Below are 20,549 nucleotides of genomic sequence, written 5' to 3' on the forward strand. Positions count from 1 at the left end.
GCAGTGCCGGCCGCTGGCCGGCAGCCTCTCAGCTGACCGTGCGCCCGCCATCCACGCGCAATGTGTGGCCGGTGACGAAGCTGGCTTCGGCCACCAGCCAGTACACCGCTTCGGCAATCTCCTCGACCGTACCGATCCGCGCCAAAGGCGTGCGCGCCAGCAGCGCCTCGCGGGCGAAATCGTCCTTGCCCTGTTCGGGCCACAGGATCGCGCCGGGCGCCACCGCATTGACCCGCACTTTCGGCGCCAGCTCCAGCGCCAACGAACGGGTGGCCATCTCCAGCGCGGCCTTGGCCATCGTGTAGGCGATGTGGTCGCGCATCGGATCGGTGCCGTGCAGGTCGGTCAGGTTGACGATGCAGCCCTGCTGGCGGCGCAGGTAGGGCGCGGCGGCCTGTGACAGCAGCAGCGGCGCGCGCGCGTTGACCGCATACAGCTCGTCCATCGCCTCGGCCGTGACCTGGCCGAGCGGGGTGGCATAGAAGTTGGAGGCGTTGTTGACCAGCGCGTCCAGGCGGCCGAAGTGGGTAACGGCCTGTTCCACCAGGTCGGGCAGGGCGTCGGCGTCACGCAGGTCGGCCTGCAGCGCAAGCACGCTGCCCGGCCGCACATTGTCGAAATCGAACGCGGCCTGCTGCAGTTCGGCGCTGGAGGTGTTGGCATGCAGTACCACCGACCAGCCACAGGCGTGGAACTGGCGGGCGATGGCCGCACCGATCCGGCGCGCGCTGCCGGTGATCAGGACCACGGGGTGGGTATCGCTCATCGAGGGTCCTCCAAGGCTCGGCTATCCTGTGCACCATTGTCACCGCATTCGAAGACGCCATGCAGCCCACCTTCCCCCTGCCCGAAGCCGATGCCCTGGCCCACAGCGACCAGCTGGCGGCCGCCCTGCGTGCCGAAATCCTTGCGCAGGGCGGGGCGATGCCGTTCTCGCGCTTCATGGAGCTGTGCCTGTACACCCCCGGCTGGGGCTACTACAGCGCCGGCGCCAGCAAGTTCGGTGGCAGCGGCGACTTCACCACCGCACCCGAGCTCGGCAGCCTGTTCGCCGGCAGCGTGGCCAATGCGCTGGCGCCGGTGTTCGCGCAGCTGGGCGCGCAGGCCCGCATGCTGGAACTGGGGGGCGGTACCGGCGCATTCGCCGAGGCCGTGCTGCTGCGCCTGGCCGAACTGGACGCGCTGCCGTCGCGCTACGCCATCCTCGAACCCAGCGCCGACCTGCGCGAGCGCCAGCAGCAGCGCCTGCAGCAGAACCTGCCGGCCGAGTTGGCCGCGCGCGTGGACTGGATCGACCGCCCGTTCGAGGAGGAGTGGGAGGGCGTGGTGTTCGCCAACGAGGTGATCGACGCGCTGCCGACCCCGCGCTTCCTGATCCGGGACGGCGAGGTCTACGAGGAAACCGTCGAGCTTGATGGCGAAGGCAACTTCATCCGTGGCGCGCAGCCCGCTGACATCCTGCTCAACGGTGCGGTGCGCCACATCGAGCGTTACCTGGAAAAGCCCTTTGCCGACGGTTACCGCTCCGAGGTGCTGCCGCAGCTGCCGTACTGGCTGCAGGCAGTGGCTGGCGGCCTGCAGCGTGGTGCGATGCTGTTTGTCGATTACGGTTACAGCCGCAGCGAGTTCTACCAGCACGACCGCGACGATGGTACGGTCCGCGCGTTCTACCGCCACCACGTGCACAACGACGTGCATCGTTGGCCGGGCCTGCAGGACATCACCGCGTCGGTGGATTTCACTGCGATGGCCGAGGCGGGCATGCACGGTGGTTTCGAACTGGCGGGGTACTGCAGCCAGGCCAGTTTCCTGCTCGGCAACGGCCTGGACCAGGTGCTGCTGCTGGCCGAAGAGCGCACGGATGAGGTCGGCCGTATCCAGCTGCGTGACCAGGTGAAGAAGCTGACCCTACCGACCGAGATGGGTGAGCGCTTCCAGGCCATCGGCCTGCAGCGTGGTGTCGATTTCGAGCCGGCGTTCGAACTGGGCGACCTGAGCTGGCGCTTGTGAGCAGTGCGTTGCCGCTGATCAAGCCGCTGCGGCGGCCGCGGCTGTGGACTGTGCTGTGGGTGCTGGCGGTACTGCTGGTGGTCGTGGTCTGCCTGATCCCACCGCCGCCGATTCCACTGCCGGAAAACAGCGACAAGGGCGAGCACTTCCTCGCCTACTTTATCCTGGCCGGCAGCGCGGTGCAGCTGTTCCGGCCGGGGCGCCCGCTGCTGTGGGTGGGCGTGGGGCTGGTGCTGATGGGCGTCGGCATCGAGTTCGCGCAGGGCGCGCTGACCAGCAACCGCACTGCCGACCCGATGGACGCCATTGCCAACACGATCGGCGTGCTGGCCGGCATGGCCACGGCGCTGACCCCGTTGCGCGATCTGCTGATGCGCTGGCGGGGCTGAGGTTCCTGTAGAGCCGAGCCCGTGCTCGGCTCCCTCCCGAAAGGCAGCCGAGCATGGGCTCGGCTCTACAGTAGATCCACGCCATGCGTGGATGGATTGCGCCAGGACAGGCCTGCGGTTACTTCTTCAGCGTGACCTCATCCAGCACCCACATCGCCGGGCGCGTATCGCCGGTGAAGTTGATGCACAGGTCACCCGTGCCCTGCGTGCCCTTCGGCAGCGCCGCACGCAGGGTCACGAAGCCATCGGCATCGGGCGTGGCCGGCAGCGGTACCTGAGCCAGCACCTTGCCCGTGCAATCACCGCGGCGGATCAGCATTTCGCCGTGTGCGCTCCGGGCCTTTTCGAAGCGACGCTTGGGTTCATCGTGGGCCAGCTGGAAGTAGTACGGAATGCGGCCCGCGCGGACCTCCACACTGCCGATGCCGTCCAGCTGTGCCTGCGGCCAGCGCCAGCACGGCTGGAAGATGTCGACGTTGAACACCGCACGCGCTCCCTCGCGCGGGCCATCGTCTTCCAGGCGCAGCACCAGCCCCTTGTTGCCCACACAGCTGAGCAGCGCATCGCTGCGGCGGCTGAGCAGCGACTGCGCGGTGAACGTGGCGATGGTCGGCTTCGCGGCCAGCATCTGGCCCTGGTAGAACGCGGCGGCCTGCACGGTGGTCGGCAGCGTCCCGGTCAGCGGCTGCTGGTACAGCGGCGACTGCGCGGTCACCGGCTGGCCATCGGTGCTGTAGCGCACTTCATAACCCAGCGGATTGGCCAGCGATAGGGTCACGGAGTTTTTCGCGCGATCATCGGTGTAGTCCACGCCCACTTCGAACGGGGTCTGAGCGTAGGCCAGGCCCCAGGCACGGTAGCGCTGCAGCTGCGCGGGCAGGCGCGCGAGGAAATCGCGGAAGTCGCGATGTTCCGGCGTACTCCAGCCGGTCTCGGCCACGGCGGCCAGGCGCGGGAACAGGTTGTGCTGCAGGCGCGCGTAGGTGCGCGTGTGCTCGGTAAACATGTTGGCCTGCAGGCCGAGAATGTGCTGGCGCTTGTCGGCCGCCAGCTCGGCCGGCACCGGCTCGAAGTTGTACAGCTTGCCGAGGTTGACCTGGGCCGGGCGACCCGGTGGCTCGTTCGGCGAGGCGGTCTGCAGGTAATCCAGGTACAGGTATCCCACCGGCGACATGACCACGTCATGGCCGGCACTGGCAGCGGCCAGGCCACCTTCGGTGCCCTGCCACGACATCACCGTGGCCTGTGGCGGCAACCCACCTTCGAGGATCTCATCCCAGCCGATCAGGCGCCGGTCGTGTTCCTCCAGGAACGTCTCCAGGCGCTTGATGATGTGGCTCTGCATGGCCATTTCATTCTTGATGCCCAGTGCACGCATGCGCTGCTGCACCTGTTTCGAGGCTTCCCACTGGTCCTTGACCGCCTCGTCGCCGCCCACGTGCACGTACTTGGCCGGGAACAGCGCGATCACTTCTTCCAGCACGTTCTCGAGGAAGGTGACGGTGCTGTCTTCCACGTTGAACAGGTTCGGGAACACGCCCCATTCGCTGATCGGCTTCAGCGGGGTGTTGATCGAACCCAGTTCCGGGTACGCGGCGATCGCCGCGGTGGCATGGCCGGGCACATCGATTTCTGGAATCACCTGGATATGCAGCCTGGCGGCATAGGCGATCACTTCGCGGATCTGCTCCTGCGTGTAGAAGCCGCAGTACGGATGCTGCTGGCCACTGGCCGGGTCGATGCCGCCGTCGCCGGCCGGCAGGCGGCAGCTGCCCACCTCGGTCAGCTTCGGGTAGCGCTTGATCTCCATGCGCCAGCCCTGGTCATCGGTGAGGTGCCAATGGAAGGTATTGAGCTTGTGCGCGGCCATCGCATCGAGCACGCGCTTGATCTCATCCAGGCTCTGGAAGTGCCGCGCCGAGTCGAGCATGAAGCCGCGCCAGCTGAAGCGCGGCGCGTCCTGGATCTGCACCGCCGGCAGCACGCCGTTGCTGCCGCCGGTGGCGAGCTGGGCGAGCGTGGTCGCGCCATAGAACAGGCCGGTTTCGTTGCCGGCCTGCACCAGCACGCCCTGTGCGGTGCTTTCCAGCGTGTAGCTCTCACCGCTGTCGCGGAAGGTGGGCACGATCTGGAAGCGGATGCCACCGGTCCTGGCCGCCGTCTTGCCCTTGGCCAGCGCCAGGCGCGGGCCACCACTGCGGGCCAGCAGATCGGCGAACTGGGTGGCGACCCGCTGTGCGGCCTCGCCTTCGGCCTGCAGCGCGGTATCGGCGCGTACGGTGATGCCGCTACCCTGGCCGGGCTGCACCGTGGCCGGGGCGGGAATCAGCATCAGGCTGCCGGCACGCAGCTGCGGACCCGGTGCTTCAGCGGCCGGCGTGGGATCAGCGGCGAGTGCGGGCAGTGCCGGCAACAGGGCGAGCAGGCTGCCCAGCAGCACTGCGCTGCGCATCCGGGCGCGGGAAGGCTTGACCATCGGAACGACTCCTTGGAACGGTGCGATGAACGCTATACATGAAAAACGCCGGGCCCGGAATGACCCAGGCCCGGCGTGCGTGCACGACTCGGCGATGTTGCCGCCGCTGGATCAGTACTTGAAGCGGAAGTTGAGGTAGTACTGGCGACCGTTGCTGTAGAACGAGGTCGGGATGGCCGCGGTCTGGTAGTACTTGTAGGTCGGGTTGTTGAGGTTCAGGCCATCCAGGGTGATGCTCAGCCAGTCGGTGGCCTTGTAGCTCAGCGACGCCGACAGCGTGCCGAAGTCATCCTGGTAGTACGGATTGGTGCCCGACAGGCTGATCAGGAACGAGGAACGGCGGGTATAGCTGACGCGGGCGCCAAAGCGCTCGTTCTCGAAGTAGGCACCCACGTTGTAGGTGTTCTTCGAGGTGCCCAGCAGATTGTGCGAGCCGTCCGACCAGGTGTGCGAGGTGGTGCCGTTGGCGTAGGTGTAATTGGCATTGACGCCGAAGTACTCGCCGATCGGCTGTTCGTAGGCCACTTCCACGCCGGTGACCTTGCCGTCGGCATTGATCGGGGTGGAGATCTGGTAGGTCTCAAGCTGGTTGGTCAGTTCGCTGTACAGCTGGCGCGAGACCACGTCGAAGGCGATGTAGTCCTTCAGGTTCATGTGGTACGCGCCCACCGACAGCAGGCCGCGCGGCATGAAGTACCACTCCAGGTTGGCGTCCAGGTTGGTCGACAGGGTCGGCTTGAGGTTCGGATTGCCACCGCCGCCGGTGCGGTTCAGGTCCGAACCGTACGAGGAGGCACCCAGTGCCGAGTAGTCCGGCAGGGTCTGGGTCTGCGAGGCGGCGACGCGCAGCACCAGCGAGTCGTCCAGGTCGAACTTGATGTTGGCGCTGGGCAATACGCGGTTGCGCTTGTTCTGGAAGGCCAGGCGCTCCCACATGCCGAACAGGCTGCTGACATCGGCATCGGCGGCCTTGCTGACGGCGTTGTAGGTGTCGATGTCCTGCTTGATGTTGACGTAGCGCAGGCCGACGTTGCCGCTCCACCAGTCGCCGCGGAAGTTGGCCTGCACGTAGCCGGCGAAGTTCTTTTCCTTCACCTTCCACTCGGCGCCATAGTTGTGGCGACCGGTCGGGCCATCATTGCCGGCCAGCCAGGTGGAGTTGTTGGTCACCGCGTCCTTCAGCGCGCCCGGGGTGAAGTACCAGAGGTTGCGCGGGAAGGTGCCGCCGATGTCACCGGCAAAGCCGCTGGGATAGTTGGCCGTCGCGCCGTTCTTCAGCGCGCTCCAGATGTCACCCGGGGTTGCACCTTCCGGCGACAGCGCTTCGCGCTTGTGGTCGGCGAAACGCAGGCCGAAGTCGATCGAGCTCAGCACGCCGCCATCGTTGAAGTACTGGTTGAAATCGAGCGTGGCCCACTTCTCCTTGTCTTCAGCGGTGACCTGCTGGTTGCCCCAGGTGCCGAAGCTGGTCACGCCGTTGGGCGAGATGTCGCCGCCGACGTTCCAGTCGATCGGCGAGCCATTGCCGTGGGTAGCCCAGCTGGCGCCGCCGCCGTTGGCCAGGGTGACCTCGGCGATGTACTGGCGCGGCGTCTCGCCGGTACCCTTGGTGCTGCCGGCCTGGAACTTGGCGGTCAGGCTGTCGCTGATCTGCCAGTCGGCATCGAAGGTGACATAGCTCGACTTGGCCTTCGACTCGCGGTAGATCATGTCGTACACCGCATAGTCGGTGCCGGGCACGCCCTTGTAGTTGGCGTTGGTCAGCACGCCGTCCTTGACCACATAGCCCGGATCCGGCGCCTGCGACTTGGCGAAGCTGTTGCCGAACATCATGAAGTTGCGGTTGTAGTTGTTCGCCTTCAGCTCGGAGCTGAAACCATTGAGGCCGAGGGTGAGGCTGTCGCTCGGCTTGAACTGCAGCGAGACCAGGCCGCCCTTGCGCTCGCGGGTCTGTTCGAACAGGGTCGAACCCAGCAGGCCCGGAACGTTGACGCCGATCAGGTCCGGATTGGTCTTGGCGACCGGATCGTTTGCGCCGATCTTGAAGAAGCCGCCCGGGATTTCCTGTGCTTCACGGCGCAGCTCGCGCTTCTGGCTGAAGCCCTGCACCATCACGCCGAAGGTGCCTTCCTCGTTCTTGTAGTTGAACAGTGCCGAGTACTGCGGGTCGTTCGACTTGGCCTGGTCCGAGCGCACCATGCCGATCGAGCCTTCCGCGGTGAACGGCTTGGAGAACTCCAGCGGCTTGCGGGTGATGATGTTGACGGTACCGGTGGTACCGCCGTCCTGCAGCTTGGCCTGCGAGGACTTGTTCACTTCCACCGAGCTGACCAGTTCCGACGGCAGCAGCGAGTAGCTGACGCTGCGGCCGACGTTGTTGCCCTGGCTGAGCACGAACCAGTCGGCCGAGCCGACGGTGTGGCCGTTGATCAGGGTCTGGGTCAGGCTCGGGCTGGTGCCGCGCAGGCTGACACGGTCGGCTTCATCGAAGCCACCTTCGTCGGCGCTGGACGAGCTGATGTTCACGCCGGGCAGGCGCTGCAGGGTATCGGCAACGTTGTGCGCGGGCAGCTTGCCCACGTCTTCGGCGGTGACCACTTCCACGCGCGCATTGGCTTCGCGCTTGGTGTCCAGCGACTTCTCCATCGAGCCACGGATGCCGGTAACGGTCACGGTGTCCAGATCGGTGGCGGTCGGGGCCGCCTGCTGCGCGTGCGCACCGAAGGCGATGCAGCTGACGATGGCGGCCGAAAGCAGGGTCTTGCGGGTGTTCATGATGTCTCTCCTCATCACTCGATTGGGTGCCGGCGGCGGTGTTCGGTTACGGTTGCGATGACATGCGCGGGGCGGCGGCGAAGTCCCGTGCGTTGGCGTGCCACGTACTGCGTGCTGCGATTGCGTTGAAGCCTGTTGCGGTGTCAGGCGGCCGACTGCTGCAGGTACCAGCTGGCAGCGCCAACCACGCCCAGCTGGCCGTGCTCGACGACCTTTACCGGGATGCGTGCCAGCGCTTCGCCCATCGGCCCCTTCTGCAGGTAGCGTTCGACGAAGGTGCTGGCGTGCAGGTATTCGCGGATCTGCGGCAGGATGCCGCCGGCCAGGTAGACACCACCGTGGGCGCCGTAGAACAGCGCCATGTCGCCGATGGTGCTGCCGAGCAGGCCACAGAACACATCCAGCGCCTGGCGCGCATGCGCATCGGTATCGGCCATGGCCGCAGCGGTGACTGCGTCGGGGCTTGCCAGGGTCGGCGCCTGCCCCTGCAGCGCGCACACCGCACGGTACAGGTTCATCAGGCCGGGGCCGGAGATCGCATGCTCGATCGACACGTGCGCGCGGTCGCGCTGCATGTGGCGGACGATGGCCATTTCCAGTTCGGTGCTGGCCGCCAGGGTCGGCTGGCCGGCTTCGGTGGGCAGGACCACCGGGCCGTGCGCGGTGGGGATCCACAGCGCTGCACCGAGGCCGGTGCCGGGGCCGACCACCAGGGTCGGGCCACGCGCGGCGGTCTCCGGCCCGCACAGGTGCAGCACGCCACTGGCGTCCACCTGCGCGGCGGCGTAGGCCACCGCTTCGAAATCGTTGACGATGTAGACCCGCTGCAGGCCGACCTCGGCTTCCACCTGGCGCGCCGACAGCGGCCACGGCAGGTTGGCGGTGATCACCGTGCCGTCTTCGCGGGCATAGCCGGCGCTGGCAACCACGCAATGCGTGGGCCGCGGGCCTTCGCCCAGGAAGTCGGACAGGATCGCGCTGAGGCCGGCATGGTCGGCATTGCGGTACTTGCGGTACTCCAGCACCTGCACCGGATGGGCGGCGTCACCGCTGGCCTGGACCCGGGCCACGCGCACATGGGTGCCACCGACGTCGGCGGCCAGGAACGAGGGCGCGACGCGGGACAGGACATGCGACGGGGCGGGGTGGCTGGCGATCACGCGGGCTCCTGCTGCAGGTGGGCCGGCCCGGGGATCGGGGGCGGCGATTGGGGCGGAGTCTGTAACCGCGCTGACAACGATGTCAACGAGTTCGTGACACTTTCGTTGCTGCGTCGCAACGAATGCGGCGCGCAGTAAACGTTTACACGGTGTGAGTGCGGGTTTCACGTGGGAACCATTGGTGCACGGGGCTCTAGGCCTGCCGCGCATTCAGCGGGGCGTACCGCGGCGGACTTGCGCAGTGCAGCACGAGGTTCAGGCAGGCGTGCATGGAAGTTGACAAACCGCCGTTGTCCATCGAAAGAATGTGACAACGTTGTTCCCAGCCACTCTCCGACGCCGCGTTCTGCGGCCGTCGCCGCAGGAGCCCTCCTGATGTCCGCCGTCCCCGCTGCAAGCGCGCGCCCGAACGTGGCCACCTCCATCGCCATCGTTGGCGTGTTGTTCTTCCTGATCGGCTTCTTCACCTGGCTCAACGGCCCGCTGATCACCTTCGTCAAGTTGGCCTTCGAACTCAGCGAGGTCGGTGCCTTCCTGGTGCTGATGGTGTTCTACCTGTCCTATTTCTTCCTGGCCCTGCCGGCGTCCTGGATCCTGCGCCGCACCGGCATGAAGAAGGGCCTGAGCCTGAGCCTGCTGGTGATGGCCGGGGGGGCCGCGCTGTTCGGTGAGTTCGCGACCCAGCGCTGGTACCCGGGCGCGCTCGGCGGTCTGTTCGTGATCGGCAGCGGCCTCGCCCTGCTGCAGACCGCGATCAACCCCTACATCTCGATCCTCGGCCCGATTGAAACGGCGGCACGCCGCATCGCGCTGATGGGCATCTGCAACAAGATCGCCGGCATGCTGGCGCCGGTGCTGATCGGCACCCTGGTGCTGCACGGCATCGGCGATCTGGACAAGCAGGTGCAGGCCGCCGACGCGGTCACCAAGGTCGCGCTGCTCAACGAATTCGCCGCCAAGATCCATGCGCCGTACCTGGCGATGGCCGCGCTGCTGGTGGTGCTGGCGGTGGCCGTGCTGTTCTCGCCTCTGCCGGAGATCAAGTCCTCCGAAGCCAATGCAACGCCGTCAGGTGCACCGGGAACGGCCGAGCGCCGCAGCATCTTCCAGTTCCCGCATCTGTGGCTGGGCGTGCTGTGCCTGTTCGTGTACGTAGGCGTGGAAGTCATGGCCGGTGATGCGATCGGAACCTACGGTCACGGTTTCGGCTTGCCGCTGGACCAGACCAAGATGTTCACCTCGCTGACGCTGGCTGCGATGTTGGCCGGCTACGTGGTCGGCCTGCTGGCGATCCCCGGCCTGGTCTCGCAGTCGCGCTACCTGACCATTTCGGCAGTGATGGGCGTGGTGTTCTGCCTGGGCGCCTGGGCTACGCACGGCTACGTCTCGGTGGCCTTCGTGGCGCTGCTGGGCTTTGCCAACGCCATGATGTGGCCGGCCATCTTCCCGTTGGCGATCCGCGGCCTGGGCCGCTTCACCGAGACCGGCTCGGCCCTGCTGGTGATGGGCATCGCCGGCGGCGCGATCATTCCGCAGCTGTTCGCCGTGCTCAAGCAGCACATCGACTTCCAGTTGGTGTTCGTGCTGCTGATGGTGCCGTGCTACCTGTACATCCTGTTCTACTCGGTGATCGGCCATCGTGCCGGCCTGCCGCAGGACAAGGCCTGATCGGCGATGATGGACGGCAGCCAACCCCAGGGAAAACCCATGCGCAGAGCGACCATCAAGGACGTTGCGGAGAAGGCCAAGGTCTCGCTGAAGACGGTCTCGCGGGTGATCAACAATGAGCCCTCGGTGATGCAGGCCACCCGTGCGCGGGTGCTGCGTGCCATCGCCGAGCTCGACTACGAGCCCGATCCGTCCGCGCGCAACCTGCGCAGCGGCACTACCTTCGTGATCGGGCTGGTCTACGACAACCCGAACCCGTACCACATCATCGGCGTGCAGAACGGCGTGCTGGCCGCGTGCCGCGAGACCGGTTTCGGCCTGCAGATCCATCCCTGTGATTCGAGCTCGCCGTTGCTGGCCGATGAACTGGCCGACTGGGTGCAGCGCTCGCGGCTGGCCGGGCTGGTACTGACCGCACCGATGTCCGAGCGCCGCGACCTGATCCAGGCGCTGACCGCGCGTGGCATCAAGCTGGTGCGCATCATCGCCGCCACCGAAGACCCGGCCGACGGCGCCTGCGTGTTCGTCGACGACCGCGAGGCCGCCTACGAGATCACCGAGCACCTGATCCAGCTCGGTCACCAGCGCATCGGTTTCCTCTGGGGCGGCAGCTCGCACCGCTCCTCGGGCGAACGCTACGCCGGCTACGAAGCGGCGCTGAAGGACTACGGCATGACCGTGGACAAGCACCTGGTGGTGCAGGGCGATTACACCTTCGACGATGGTTTCCGTGGGGCGCGCCGCCTGCTGGCGCTGCGCGAACCGCCCACCGCCATCTTCGGTTCCAACGACGAAATCGCTGCCGGCGTGCTGGCCGCCGCCAAGTCGGCCGGCATGAACGTGCCCTACGACCTGTCCATCGCCGGTTTCGAGGACAGCCCGTTCTCGCGCCAGTCGTGGCCACCGCTGACCACCGCCAAGCAGGCCACCGAGGACATCGCCCGCCACGCCGCGCGCCTGCTGATCGCACAACTGCGCAGCGACGCCTACGACGATGCGCCGGCACCGCTGCACAACCAGGGCTTCGTGCCGCAGCTGGTGGTGCGCGGCTCGACCGCGCCGATGCGCCCGGCCGGCGCACGCCCCCTTCCTTCCGATCCTGCCTGAGCCCGCCATGTCGCTGTCAGACCCCACGTCCACCCTGATGTTCGCCGAGGCCGCCGAAGCGGCCGACGTGGTTGCCCGCCAGTTCTCGCGCAACCACGCTACCCTGGAAACCCTGGCCGCCAGCCTGCGCGCGGCGCCGCCGCCGTTCGTGGTCACCTGTGCACGCGGCAGCTCCGACCATGCCGCCACCTACGGCAAGTACCTGCTGGAAACTCAGCTGGGCCTGGTGGTTGCGTCGGCCTCGCCGTCGGTGGGGTCGGTCTATGCCGCACCGCTGCAGCTGCGCGGTGCGCTGTTCATCGTCATTTCGCAGTCGGGCAAGAGCCCGGACCTGCTGCGCAACGCCGAGGCGGCCAAGGCCGCTGGCGCACGCGTGATCGCGCTGGTCAACGTCGAGGATTCGCCGCTGGCGCAGCTGGCCGACACGGTCATTCCGCTGCATGCCGGTGCCGAAAAGAGCGTGGCGGCGACCAAGAGCTACCTGGCCTCGCTGGCTGCACTGCTGCAGCTGGCCGCCTACTGGAAGCAGGACAGCAGCCTGCGCAACGCGCTGGACCTGCTGCCGGACGCGATGCGTGAAGCCTGGCAGTGCGACTGGAGTGCGGTGACCGAAGGCCTGGTCGAGGCCACCAACCTGTTCGTGCTCGGCCGTGGCCTGGGCTTGGGCGCGGCGCAGGAAGCGGCGCTGAAGTTCAAGGAAACCTGCAGCCTGCACGCCGAAGCCTACAGCTCGGCCGAAGTGAAGCATGGCCCGATGGCGCTGGTCGACCGCGGCTTCCCGGTGCTGGCCTTCGCCCAGCCCGACGAAACCGGCGCCGGCACCCGCGCGGTGGTCGAGGAATTTTCTGCACGGGGCGCGCAGGTGTGGCTGGCCGGGGCCGGCGGCAACCTGCCGGTGGCGGCCGCACCGCACCCGCTGTGCGCACCGCTGCTGACCGTGCAGAGCTTCTATCGCGCGATCAATGCGCTGGCGCTGCGTCGTGGCTTCAACCCGGATCTGCCGCCGCATCTGAACAAGGTTACGGAGACGGTGTGATGGCAACGGTGCTGCGCAACGCCCGCATTCTCGCCGGCGATGATTTCCGCGATGACCTGGCGGTGGTGATCGAAAACGGGCAGATCACCGCTCTGTTGCCCGACGCCGCACCACAGCTTGGCCATGCTGCCGAGCAGGTGGACCTGGGCGGCGGCTGGCTGCTGCCCGGCTTCATCGACGTGCAGGTCAATGGCGGTGGCGGCGCGTTGTTCAACAACACGCCCGATGTTGCCTCGCTGCGTACCATCGCGCAGGCTCACCGCCGCTTCGGTACCACCGCGATGCTGCCCACGCTGATCAGCGATGACGTGGGCGTGATGCGCGAAGCCATCGGTGCGATGCGCGAGGCGATCGCGCAGGGCGTGCCGGGCGTGATCGGCATCCATCTCGAAGGGCCCTACATCGCGCCGACGCGCAAGGGCACACACGATGCCAGCAAGTTCCGCGTGCCGGACGAAGAAGAGATCGCGCTGGCCGCGTCGCTGGACAACGGGGTGACCCTGCTGACGCTGGCGCCGGAGCGCGTGCCGCTGGAGACCATCCGCGCGCTGGTCGAACGTGGCGTGATCGTGGCCGCCGGCCACACCGCAGGCACCTACGAAGAGATCCGCGCCGGCCTGGATGCTGGCGTGCGTGGCTTCACCCATCTGTACAACGCGATGTCGCCGCTGCAGGGCCGCGAGCCTGGCGCGGTGGGCGCTGCGCTGGAAGACCGCGACAGCTGGATCGGCATCATCGTCGATGGCGTGCATGTGCATCCGGCCAGCCTGCGGGTGGCGCTGGCGGCCAAGCCGCGCGGTCGCCTGCTGCTGGTGACCGATGCGATGCCGCCGGTCGGTGCGGATGATCCCAGCTACGTGCTGTACGGCGAAACCATCACCGCCATCGACGGCGTGGTGCGCAATGCCGCCGGTTCGCTGGCGGGCTCGGCGCTGGACATGGCCACGGCGGTGCGCAACACCGTGCAGCTGCTCGGCCAGCCGCTGGCCGAAGCCGCGCGCATGGCTTCGACCTACCCGGCGCAGTTCCTCAATGTCGACGACCGCCTGGGCCACATCGCCGAGGGCTACCAGGCCGACCTGGTGCTGCTGGATGACGCCCTGCAGGTACGTGGCACCTGGATTGCCGGACAGTACGAGGCCGCCTGATGAACAGTACGCCGCCACGCCGTCTGGGCTCGATCGACGCCCTGCGCGGCATCACCGTGGCGGCGATGCTGCTGGTCAACAATCCGGGTGACTGGAGTGCGGTGTTCGCACCACTGCGCCATTCGGAATGGCATGGCTGCACGCCCACCGACCTGGTGTTCCCGTTCTTCCTGTTCCTGGTGGGCGTGTCGATGGCCTTCAGCGTGGCGCCGCGCGCGCGGGATGCGGCGGCGCGACCCGCGTTGGCGCGCGGCGTGCTGGAGCGCGCGCTGCGCATCCTGGTGGCCGGCGTGCTGCTGCACCTGCTGATCTGGTGGGCGCTGCATACGCACCACTTCCGCATCTGGGGAGTGCTGCAACGGATCGCCGTGTGCGCGGCATTGGTGGGCGTGCTGGCGGTGCATGCACGGCCGCGCATGCAGGCCGGCATGCTTGTTGGACTGCTGGTGGGGTACACGGTGCTGCTGCTGGGCGTCGGTGACCTGGCGCAGTGGACCAATCCGGCCAGCCGCCTGGATACCACGCTGTTCGCACCGTGGATCTACCAGTGGCACGCCGATACCGGGCAGGGCCATGACCCGGAAGGATTGCTGAGCACGCTGGGGGCGCTGGCCAGTACCGTGCTCGGCCTGTTGGCCGGTGGCCTGCTGCGCAGCGGGCGTTCGACGGCACTGGCCGGGCTGGGCGTGGCGACCGCCGTGCTGGGCCTGTTGCTGGCCGGGGTGCTGCCGTTGAACAAGCAGCTGTGGACGCCCAGTTACGTGCTGTGGACCGGTGGCCTGGCCGCGCTGGCGCTGTGGCTGGGCCACGTGCTGATAGACCTGAAGGGATGGCCGGCGCTGGGCCGGCGCTTCGGGGTCAACGCGATCACTGCGTACCTGGGGGCATCGGTGATGTCGGTGGTGCTGATGGCGACCGGCGCCTGGGGCTGGATCTGGCAGCAGCTGGCCGCCGCGATGCCGCAGGCGCTCGAGCTGGCATCGATGCTGCAGGCGCTGGCGTTCGTCGCACTGTGGTGGGGCGTGGCACGGTGGCTGGACCGGCGGAAGATCTACCTGAAGATCTGACCCCATCCGCCAACGCCATCCACGCATGGCGTGGATCTACCAGGTGCCACGATTGAATCGATTGGCGATGCAGGATCAGTAGATCCACGCCATGCGTGGATGCTTTGCGCGTGATTCCGGATGCCGGAAAAATGAACGATTTCAGCCACATCACATTGGCGTGAGGGCCCGGCGATTTCACATCCGAAATGTGATTTCCCGCACGCAAGTTCACCTATCGAAACGGTTCACATCACGCCAGACTGCACACGCAGCAGTGTGCATTTGCAGTTCCTGATTCCCTGTCCAGGAGAACTGTATGACCCGTGCCGTCCCGCGCGCTTTCCGTCCGCGCCGCCTCACCGTTTCCGTGCTTCAGGCACTGGCTGTCCCGTCCATGGTGCTGTTGACCGCCAGCGCCGCCTGGGCTGGCTGCAGCACCGTCGCGCCGGTCACCGGCCAGACGGTCACCTGCGATGCCAACGCGCCGAATCCGCAGACGGTGCCTATCACAGCCAGCGGCGAAGCGGGCATCACCGTCAACGTCGCCAGCGGTGCCCAGTTGCAGCAGAGCGGTGGTGGCAGTGCGATTTCGCTGGTCGGGGCCGGCGGGCACCTGCTGTCCAACCTCGGCACGATCAGTTCGGTGGGGGGTGTGGCGGTCCAGCTCGGTGGCGGCAGCCGTGTCGAGAATTCGGGCAGCATCAGCACCGGCAACAACATCGCGCTGCAGTTCGTTGGCGCCGGCGACAGCGTGTTGGTCAACCGTGGAACGATCAGCGGGCGCACTGGCGTACAGTTCGATTCGGGCAACGACCGCCTCGAGATGCAGGCCGGCAGCATCAGCGGCGGCGTCCTGCAAGGAGATGGCAACGATGTGCTGCTGCTGGGCAATGGCACCATCGACAGCATCGACCAGGGTAGCGGCGATGACCAGATGACCGTCACCGGCGGCACCGTCACCGGCGTGGTGGCGCAGGGCAGTGGCCGCGATGATTTCGTCATGAGTGGCGGCACGATCGGCGCGCTGCAGCAGGGCGACAACATCGATACCTTCCGCATGAGCGGTGGCCGCATCATCGGCGCGTTCGAGGATGGCGACCAGGCGTGGATGACCGGTGGCCGCATCGGCCGCGTCAACATGAAGCTGGACAAGAACCTGTGGGACCAGTCCGGCGGCACAGTGGATGGCAATGTGGTGACCGGCTTCGACACCGACACCATCATCATTTCGGGCACGGCCTACATCGGCGGCAACATCAGCGTCAGCGGCGGCAACGACAGCGTGACCATCACCGATGGTACCGTGCGCGGGCAGATACTGCTCAGTACCGGCGATGACACCTTCAACTGGAGCGGCGGTGGCATTGTCTACGGTGCGATCGACATGGGCCCAGACAACGACGTGGCCAACCTCAGCAACCTCAACCAAGGCAACCTGGGTGCGGTGCCGCTGTTCGACGGGGGCAGTGGCATCGACCAGCTCAACCTGAGCAACGTCAAGACCGCAGGCGTGGGCCGCTTCCAGAACTGGGAGGCGATCAGCCTGGCCAACAGCACGGAGCTGAGCTTCGATGGCGACCTGGTGCTGGGCGACAGCGCAACCGGCACCGGTACGCTCACGGTGGACGACACCAGCACCGTCTACGCGGGCAGTGGCGGCCATGCCATCCGCCCATTCAACAGTGCTGCACTGGTGGAGATGGTCAATGCCGGGCGCATCGACCTGACCGGTACCGGCGCCGGCGACGTGTTCACCGTGCGTGGCAACTACCGTGGTGACGGCGGGGGCCTGTACCTGCGTACCGTGCTGGGCGCGGACAACTCGCCCAGCGATCGCCTGGTGATCGATGGCGGTATCGCCACCGGCACCACCGGCATCGGCGTACTCAATGCCGGCGGCAGCGGCGCGGCCACGCTGGCCGACGGCATCCTGGTGGTGCAGGCCTTGAATGGTGGCCGCACCGCGCCGGGCGCGTTCTCGCTGTTTGCACCGGTCGCGGCCGGTGCCTACGAGTACTTCCTGTTCAAGGGCGGTGTCAGTGCCGGCACCAGCGAGAACTGGTACCTGCGTTCGACGCTGGTGACCGGCCCGACGCCGGCACCCAACGGTGGTGGCAGCGCCACCCCACCGCCGCTGACGCCGCCGGTGGCACCCCCGCCCCCCATTGCCCCGGCGCCGCCACCGCCGCCCGAAGGCGCCATCGATCCGGACCTGACCGCAGGCGAGACCGCACCACCGCCGCCGCCGCCGGAACCGGCGCCGGTGGCACCGCCCAGCGATCCGGCGGTGCCGGACGTGCCGGTGGCCGGCGGTGCATTGCCCGGTACCGGTGCACCGCCGACGCCGGGTGCACGCCCGGCCGAAGGCGCGGTGGTACCGCTGTACCGCGTGGAGACCGCCGCCTACGCGGTGGTGCCGCCGCTGCTGCGCGAGACCTCGCTGGCCAGCCTCGGTACCTTCCACGAGCGGCAGGGCGAACAGCGCCTGCTGTACAACCAGGGCGCATTCCGCACCGCCTGGGGTCGCCTGGTGGGGCAGAGCAGCGAGATCCATTGGAAGGGCGATGCACAGCCCGGCTTTGATGGCGACGTGATGGGCCTGCAGGCCGGCCTCGACGTATGGGCTGCGGCGTCGGACAACCACCGCAACCAGATCGGCGTGTTCGTCGGCCGCACCCGCGCGCAGGGCAAGACCACCGGCCTGGCACTGGGCTGGGAGAACGTACAGGTGGGCCAGAACCGCCTGGACGACAAGCACGTGGGCCTGTACTGGACGTTCACCGACAGCAGCGGTGCCTACATCGACGCCGTGGCGATGCAGAGCCGCTACGACGGCCGCGCGCGTTCCTCGCGCGGGCTCGGCTTCGGCCTGAGCGGCGACGGCACCAGTGTGTCGGTGGAGGCTGGCAAGCCGCTGCTGCACTTCGGGCAGTCCGCATGGTGGCTGGAACCGCAGGTGCAGGTGATCTGGCAACGCACTTCGCTGGATGACCGTCGCGATGAAATATCGAGCGTGCGCTTCGACAACGACAACGCCTGGACCGGCCGTGTGGGCCTGCGTTTGGCCGGCGATTACCAGCTGGCCGACAACGGCTGGCAACCGTATTTCAAGCTGAATTACTGGCATGGTCGTTCCGGCGAGGATCGCATCCGCTTCGACGACGACGTGATCATCAATTCGCAGCGTTCACGCGCGCTGGAAGCCGGCGTGGGTGTGGTCGGGCGCTTCAACCGCACCATCAGTGCGTACGCCGTGGCCGACTATACGCGCGAGCTGGGTGGCGACCGCAACGAGAAGCGCCGCATCATCGAAGGCAACATTGGCTTGCGTGCGGACTGGTAGCGCGCGGTGTAGATGTCATGTCCCGCCCTGGTGGGTGTCGACCTTGGTCGGCACGGTGCTTTCCGCCGCCATGACCTGCTCTGGTAGGTGCCGACCTTGGTCGGCACGAATCCCACCGACGCCATGAGCACAGCGCAGCCGAGCGTAGGCTCGGCTCTACGACAACGGCGCGCACGCATCCGGCTCCACCAACGCTCCGGCATGATCGGCCAGCACCACCACCGCATGCAGCAGCCCTTCCTCCACCTGCGGTGGACACTGCGCCTGCGCACCATCCATCTCGCGCGCCGACTGCGCCGCCAGCAACACGCCCCCACACGCAGACACTGCCGCCAGGCAGCGCGTTGCCTCGGCCAGGTCCCGGCTGCGCGCCTCGCTGAGTTGCCGCTCGCGCCACGCCTGGCCGTCGGCTCCGTGGCTGTGTGCGATGCCGCGCAACCGGGCGAAGAACGCCGACTGCGGCGCCTGTTCGTCGGCTTCGGTGAGCGCATCTTCCAGCGCTTCGGCTGCCGTAGTGGACAGCTGCAGGTCGGGCAATGCAGCACCGAGCAGTGCCTGCAGGCGCGGATAGGTGGGGTAGGGCGTGTTCATGGCAGCAACCTCACAAGGCAAGGCCACCTGCGGGATGCAAGGTGGCGGGCGGTGCGGGTTGGCGTGCCGGTGAAGCTCTTCACGAGGAATGACGCCGGCGGATCCGGGGATCCCCACGCACCGCCCGCCGCAGAACGACGGACGGTGCATTGTTCGGGCAGGCAACGACGTTGCAAGCCCGCTCGTGAAAAGCTTCGTTCAGGACGCCAATCCCGGTCAGCGCAGGAAGCGCCGACGGGGGCCACCTTGGCGCGTTGTGCGCCGCGATGACATGGGCAAAGTTGCAATGTGGTGACTGCACGCAAGCCGCCTTGCTGCAATCAGCGACCGGGCCGGATACGACAGTTCGCGCGTGGCGCAAGCGATCATGCCCCGGTTATGCTGCGGTCCTGACTCAACGACAAGGAAGCGTCGCATGCAGGTTCGCAAGGGAGTGCGTCGCATCGGCGCGCTGATGTTCGTGTTGCTGGCGACCGGCGCCATGGCCGATACGCCAAGCACGGTCGAGGTGCCCTCGCCGGAGGCCCTGGCCGAGATCCTCAGCCTGCTTGAACGCCAGGCGCTGTATCGCGATCGGGTGGACTGGCCCGCCATCCGCATCCGCCTGCAATCGGCGCAGGGCGACCCCGCGCAACGGCTGGCCGTTCTGCGCGAAGCCATTGCGCTCAGCACCGGCCACCATGGTGCATGGACCACGACCCAGCGCCAGCGTGAATCCCTTGCGCGCGCGCAGCAGGCCGGTGCCGCCGCCGTGGACCAGGCCAAGGCCGTCGATGCGGTGGATGCGCGCATCGGCTGGGTGGTCATCGAGGGCTATGCCCCTATGCCCGGCGCGACGCCGCAGGAGAAATTCCGCCAGGACATCCAGCGCGCCGCGCGGTGGCAGCAGGTAATCCGTAGCAAGGACGACGGCATGCGCTGTGGCTGGATCGTCGACCTGCGTGACAACAGCGGTGGCAACATGTGGCCGATGCTGCTGGGCATGGCACCGTTGCTGCGCACCTCGGTGGTGAACAACGAAGATGTGGGAGCGTTCGAAGCCGCACAGGGGCCGGAGCGCTGGACGTTGACCGCGACCGCTGTACAGCGTGCAGGCAAGTCGGTGCTGGACTTCGGCCAGTCCGGCTATGTGCTGCGGCAGCCCGCCGCGCCGGTGGCGGTGCTGTTCGGGCCGCGCACCGGCAGTTCGGGCGAGGCCTCGGTGCTGGCGTGGCGTGGTCGTCCGCAGACGCGGAGTTTCGGTCAGCCTACTGCGGGTGTCTCCACTGGCAATGTCGTGCACACGCTTGCCGATGGCAGTCGCCTGCTGCTGACCACCAGCGTGATGCGGGACCGCAATGATCGTGGTGATGGCTTGAAGATCGAGCCCGACCAGCGCGTCGACGGGGACGCCGCCACCGTGGCCGCCGCCCAAGCCTGGCTGCTGGCCCAGCCCGCCTGCCAAGGCACCCGGTCATGATCCTGATCGGCCAACAGGAACGGGTGCTGATCGTCGGCCCCACCGAAGCCCACCACTGCCTGCGCTGCCAGACGGAAACCGAGTTCGCCCCGCAGCTGCGCTACAGGATGGCGCGCATCGACCTGCTGTTCGGCTTCACCTACCAGCGCCGCTACGAGCTGGCCTGCACCCGCTGCGAGCACGGCTGGGTGCTGGATACCGAGACCATGGACCAGCAGCTGGGCGGGGTGCCGATCCCGTGGCGGCACCGCTTCGGCCTGCCGTTGATGCTGGTGGTGGTGGCGGGGCTGGCGGTGGCCGGATGGATGTGGCGGCACGGATACATCGGCCGCTGATGG

General features: G+C 67.4%; 15 protein-coding genes. 10 read left to right on the forward strand and 5 right to left on the reverse strand.

Annotation, left to right across the window (positions count from 1 at the left end):
• Nucleotides 1-28 precede the first annotated feature (28 nt).
• Nucleotides 29-766, reverse strand: coding sequence for a pteridine reductase (locus tag AC5P7S_RS02575; RefSeq protein WP_005419347.1), 738 nt, complete (start codon nucleotides 764-766; stop codon nucleotides 29-31).
• A gap of 59 nt (nucleotides 767-825) precedes the next feature.
• Between AC5P7S_RS02575 and AC5P7S_RS02580 the strand changes: the two genes are divergently transcribed.
• Both AC5P7S_RS02580 and AC5P7S_RS02585 read left to right on the forward strand, forming a co-directional pair.
• Nucleotides 826-2,010 (forward strand): class I SAM-dependent methyltransferase, encoded by a 1,185-nt coding sequence (locus AC5P7S_RS02580; RefSeq protein ID WP_005419345.1) that lies wholly within the window; start codon nucleotides 826-828, stop codon nucleotides 2,008-2,010.
• Nucleotides 2,007-2,399 carry a VanZ family protein gene (locus AC5P7S_RS02585; RefSeq protein WP_069139177.1) on the forward strand — a complete coding sequence of 131 codons (393 nt, stop codon included), beginning with the start codon at nucleotides 2,007-2,009 and terminating at the stop codon, nucleotides 2,397-2,399. Before AC5P7S_RS02580 ends, AC5P7S_RS02585 begins: the two co-directional genes overlap by 4 nt.
• A gap of 118 nt (nucleotides 2,400-2,517) precedes the next feature.
• Here AC5P7S_RS02585 and AC5P7S_RS02590 read toward each other — a convergent pair whose 3' ends face one another.
• From AC5P7S_RS02590 to AC5P7S_RS02600, 3 genes are all read right to left on the reverse strand, one after another.
• A complete protein-coding gene (locus AC5P7S_RS02590) occupies nucleotides 2,518-4,875 on the reverse strand; it encodes a family 20 glycosylhydrolase (RefSeq protein WP_095378294.1) in 2,358 nt (785 codons plus the stop codon).
• Between the two features lie 111 nt (nucleotides 4,876-4,986).
• Complete coding sequence (locus AC5P7S_RS02595) at nucleotides 4,987-7,650, reverse strand: TonB-dependent receptor (protein ID WP_095378295.1); 2,664 nt, start codon at nucleotides 7,648-7,650, stop codon at nucleotides 4,987-4,989.
• 143 nt (nucleotides 7,651-7,793) lie between these two features.
• Complete coding sequence (locus AC5P7S_RS02600) at nucleotides 7,794-8,810, reverse strand: glucokinase family protein (protein ID WP_095378296.1); 1,017 nt, start codon at nucleotides 8,808-8,810, stop codon at nucleotides 7,794-7,796.
• A gap of 375 nt (nucleotides 8,811-9,185) precedes the next feature.
• Here AC5P7S_RS02600 and AC5P7S_RS02605 point away from each other — a divergent pair, with 375 nt between their 5' ends.
• From AC5P7S_RS02605 to AC5P7S_RS02630, 6 genes are all read left to right on the forward strand, one after another.
• A complete protein-coding gene (locus tag AC5P7S_RS02605; protein WP_095378297.1) occupies nucleotides 9,186-10,478 on the forward strand; it encodes a sugar MFS transporter in 1,293 nt (430 codons plus the stop codon).
• A gap of 39 nt (nucleotides 10,479-10,517) precedes the next feature.
• Entirely contained in the window at nucleotides 10,518-11,585 is a 1,068-nt protein-coding gene (locus AC5P7S_RS02610; protein WP_005411045.1) for a LacI family DNA-binding transcriptional regulator, read from the forward strand.
• Between the two features lie 7 nt (nucleotides 11,586-11,592).
• Nucleotides 11,593-12,621: an SIS domain-containing protein gene (locus AC5P7S_RS02615; protein WP_005419331.1), complete on the forward strand. Its 1,029-nt coding sequence runs from the start codon at nucleotides 11,593-11,595 to the stop codon at nucleotides 12,619-12,621.
• Entirely contained in the window at nucleotides 12,621-13,769 is a 1,149-nt protein-coding gene (nagA, locus tag AC5P7S_RS02620) for an N-acetylglucosamine-6-phosphate deacetylase (protein WP_095378298.1), read from the forward strand. The genes AC5P7S_RS02615 and nagA overlap by 1 nt, the downstream gene beginning before the upstream one ends.
• Complete coding sequence (locus AC5P7S_RS02625; RefSeq protein WP_005419327.1) at nucleotides 13,769-14,836, forward strand: acyltransferase family protein; 1,068 nt, start codon at nucleotides 13,769-13,771, stop codon at nucleotides 14,834-14,836. The genes nagA and AC5P7S_RS02625 overlap by 1 nt, the downstream gene beginning before the upstream one ends.
• Before the next feature lie 298 nt (nucleotides 14,837-15,134).
• A complete protein-coding gene (locus AC5P7S_RS02630; RefSeq protein ID WP_495213593.1) occupies nucleotides 15,135-18,161 on the forward strand; it encodes an autotransporter family protein in 3,027 nt (1,008 codons plus the stop codon).
• A 156-nt stretch (nucleotides 18,162-18,317) separates the two neighbouring features.
• Here AC5P7S_RS02630 and AC5P7S_RS02635 read toward each other — a convergent pair whose 3' ends face one another.
• Nucleotides 18,318-18,752: a hypothetical protein gene (locus tag AC5P7S_RS02635; RefSeq protein WP_005419314.1), complete on the reverse strand. Its 435-nt coding sequence runs from the start codon at nucleotides 18,750-18,752 to the stop codon at nucleotides 18,318-18,320.
• A gap of 415 nt (nucleotides 18,753-19,167) precedes the next feature.
• Here AC5P7S_RS02635 and AC5P7S_RS02640 point away from each other — a divergent pair, with 415 nt between their 5' ends.
• Together AC5P7S_RS02640 and AC5P7S_RS02645 are read left to right on the forward strand one after the other, a co-directional pair.
• Nucleotides 19,168-20,211 carry a S41 family peptidase gene (locus tag AC5P7S_RS02640; protein ID WP_095377923.1) on the forward strand — a complete coding sequence of 348 codons (1,044 nt, stop codon included), beginning with the start codon at nucleotides 19,168-19,170 and terminating at the stop codon, nucleotides 20,209-20,211.
• Nucleotides 20,208-20,546 carry a hypothetical protein gene (locus AC5P7S_RS02645; RefSeq protein ID WP_069139188.1) on the forward strand — a complete coding sequence of 113 codons (339 nt, stop codon included), beginning with the start codon at nucleotides 20,208-20,210 and terminating at the stop codon, nucleotides 20,544-20,546. The genes AC5P7S_RS02640 and AC5P7S_RS02645 overlap by 4 nt, the downstream gene beginning before the upstream one ends.
• The last annotated feature ends 3 nt before the right edge of the window (nucleotides 20,547-20,549 follow it).

Source organism: Stenotrophomonas sp. YJH_SMC_32 (assembly GCF_059369975.1).

Coding starts and splice junctions, on each gene's coding strand:
- AC5P7S_RS02575 (WP_005419347.1), bottom strand. CDS start 766: ATGAGCGATACCCACCCCGTGGTCCTGATCACCGGCAGCGCGCGCCGG.
- AC5P7S_RS02580 (WP_005419345.1), top strand. CDS start 826: ATGCAGCCCACCTTCCCCCTGCCCGAAGCCGATGCCCTGGCCCACAGC.
- AC5P7S_RS02590 (WP_095378294.1), bottom strand. CDS start 4,875: ATGGTCAAGCCTTCCCGCGCCCGGATGCGCAGCGCAGTGCTGCTGGGC.
- AC5P7S_RS02595 (WP_095378295.1), bottom strand. CDS start 7,650: ATGAACACCCGCAAGACCCTGCTTTCGGCCGCCATCGTCAGCTGCATC.
- AC5P7S_RS02605 (WP_095378297.1), top strand. CDS start 9,186: ATGTCCGCCGTCCCCGCTGCAAGCGCGCGCCCGAACGTGGCCACCTCC.
- AC5P7S_RS02610 (WP_005411045.1), top strand. CDS start 10,518: ATGCGCAGAGCGACCATCAAGGACGTTGCGGAGAAGGCCAAGGTCTCG.
- AC5P7S_RS02615 (WP_005419331.1), top strand. CDS start 11,593: ATGTCGCTGTCAGACCCCACGTCCACCCTGATGTTCGCCGAGGCCGCC.
- nagA (WP_095378298.1), top strand. CDS start 12,621: ATGGCAACGGTGCTGCGCAACGCCCGCATTCTCGCCGGCGATGATTTC.
- AC5P7S_RS02625 (WP_005419327.1), top strand. CDS start 13,769: ATGAACAGTACGCCGCCACGCCGTCTGGGCTCGATCGACGCCCTGCGC.
- AC5P7S_RS02630 (WP_495213593.1), top strand. CDS start 15,135: ATGACCCGTGCCGTCCCGCGCGCTTTCCGTCCGCGCCGCCTCACCGTT.
- AC5P7S_RS02635 (WP_005419314.1), bottom strand. CDS start 18,752: ATGAACACGCCCTACCCCACCTATCCGCGCCTGCAGGCACTGCTCGGT.
- AC5P7S_RS02640 (WP_095377923.1), top strand. CDS start 19,168: ATGCAGGTTCGCAAGGGAGTGCGTCGCATCGGCGCGCTGATGTTCGTG.
- AC5P7S_RS02645 (WP_069139188.1), top strand. CDS start 20,208: ATGATCCTGATCGGCCAACAGGAACGGGTGCTGATCGTCGGCCCCACC.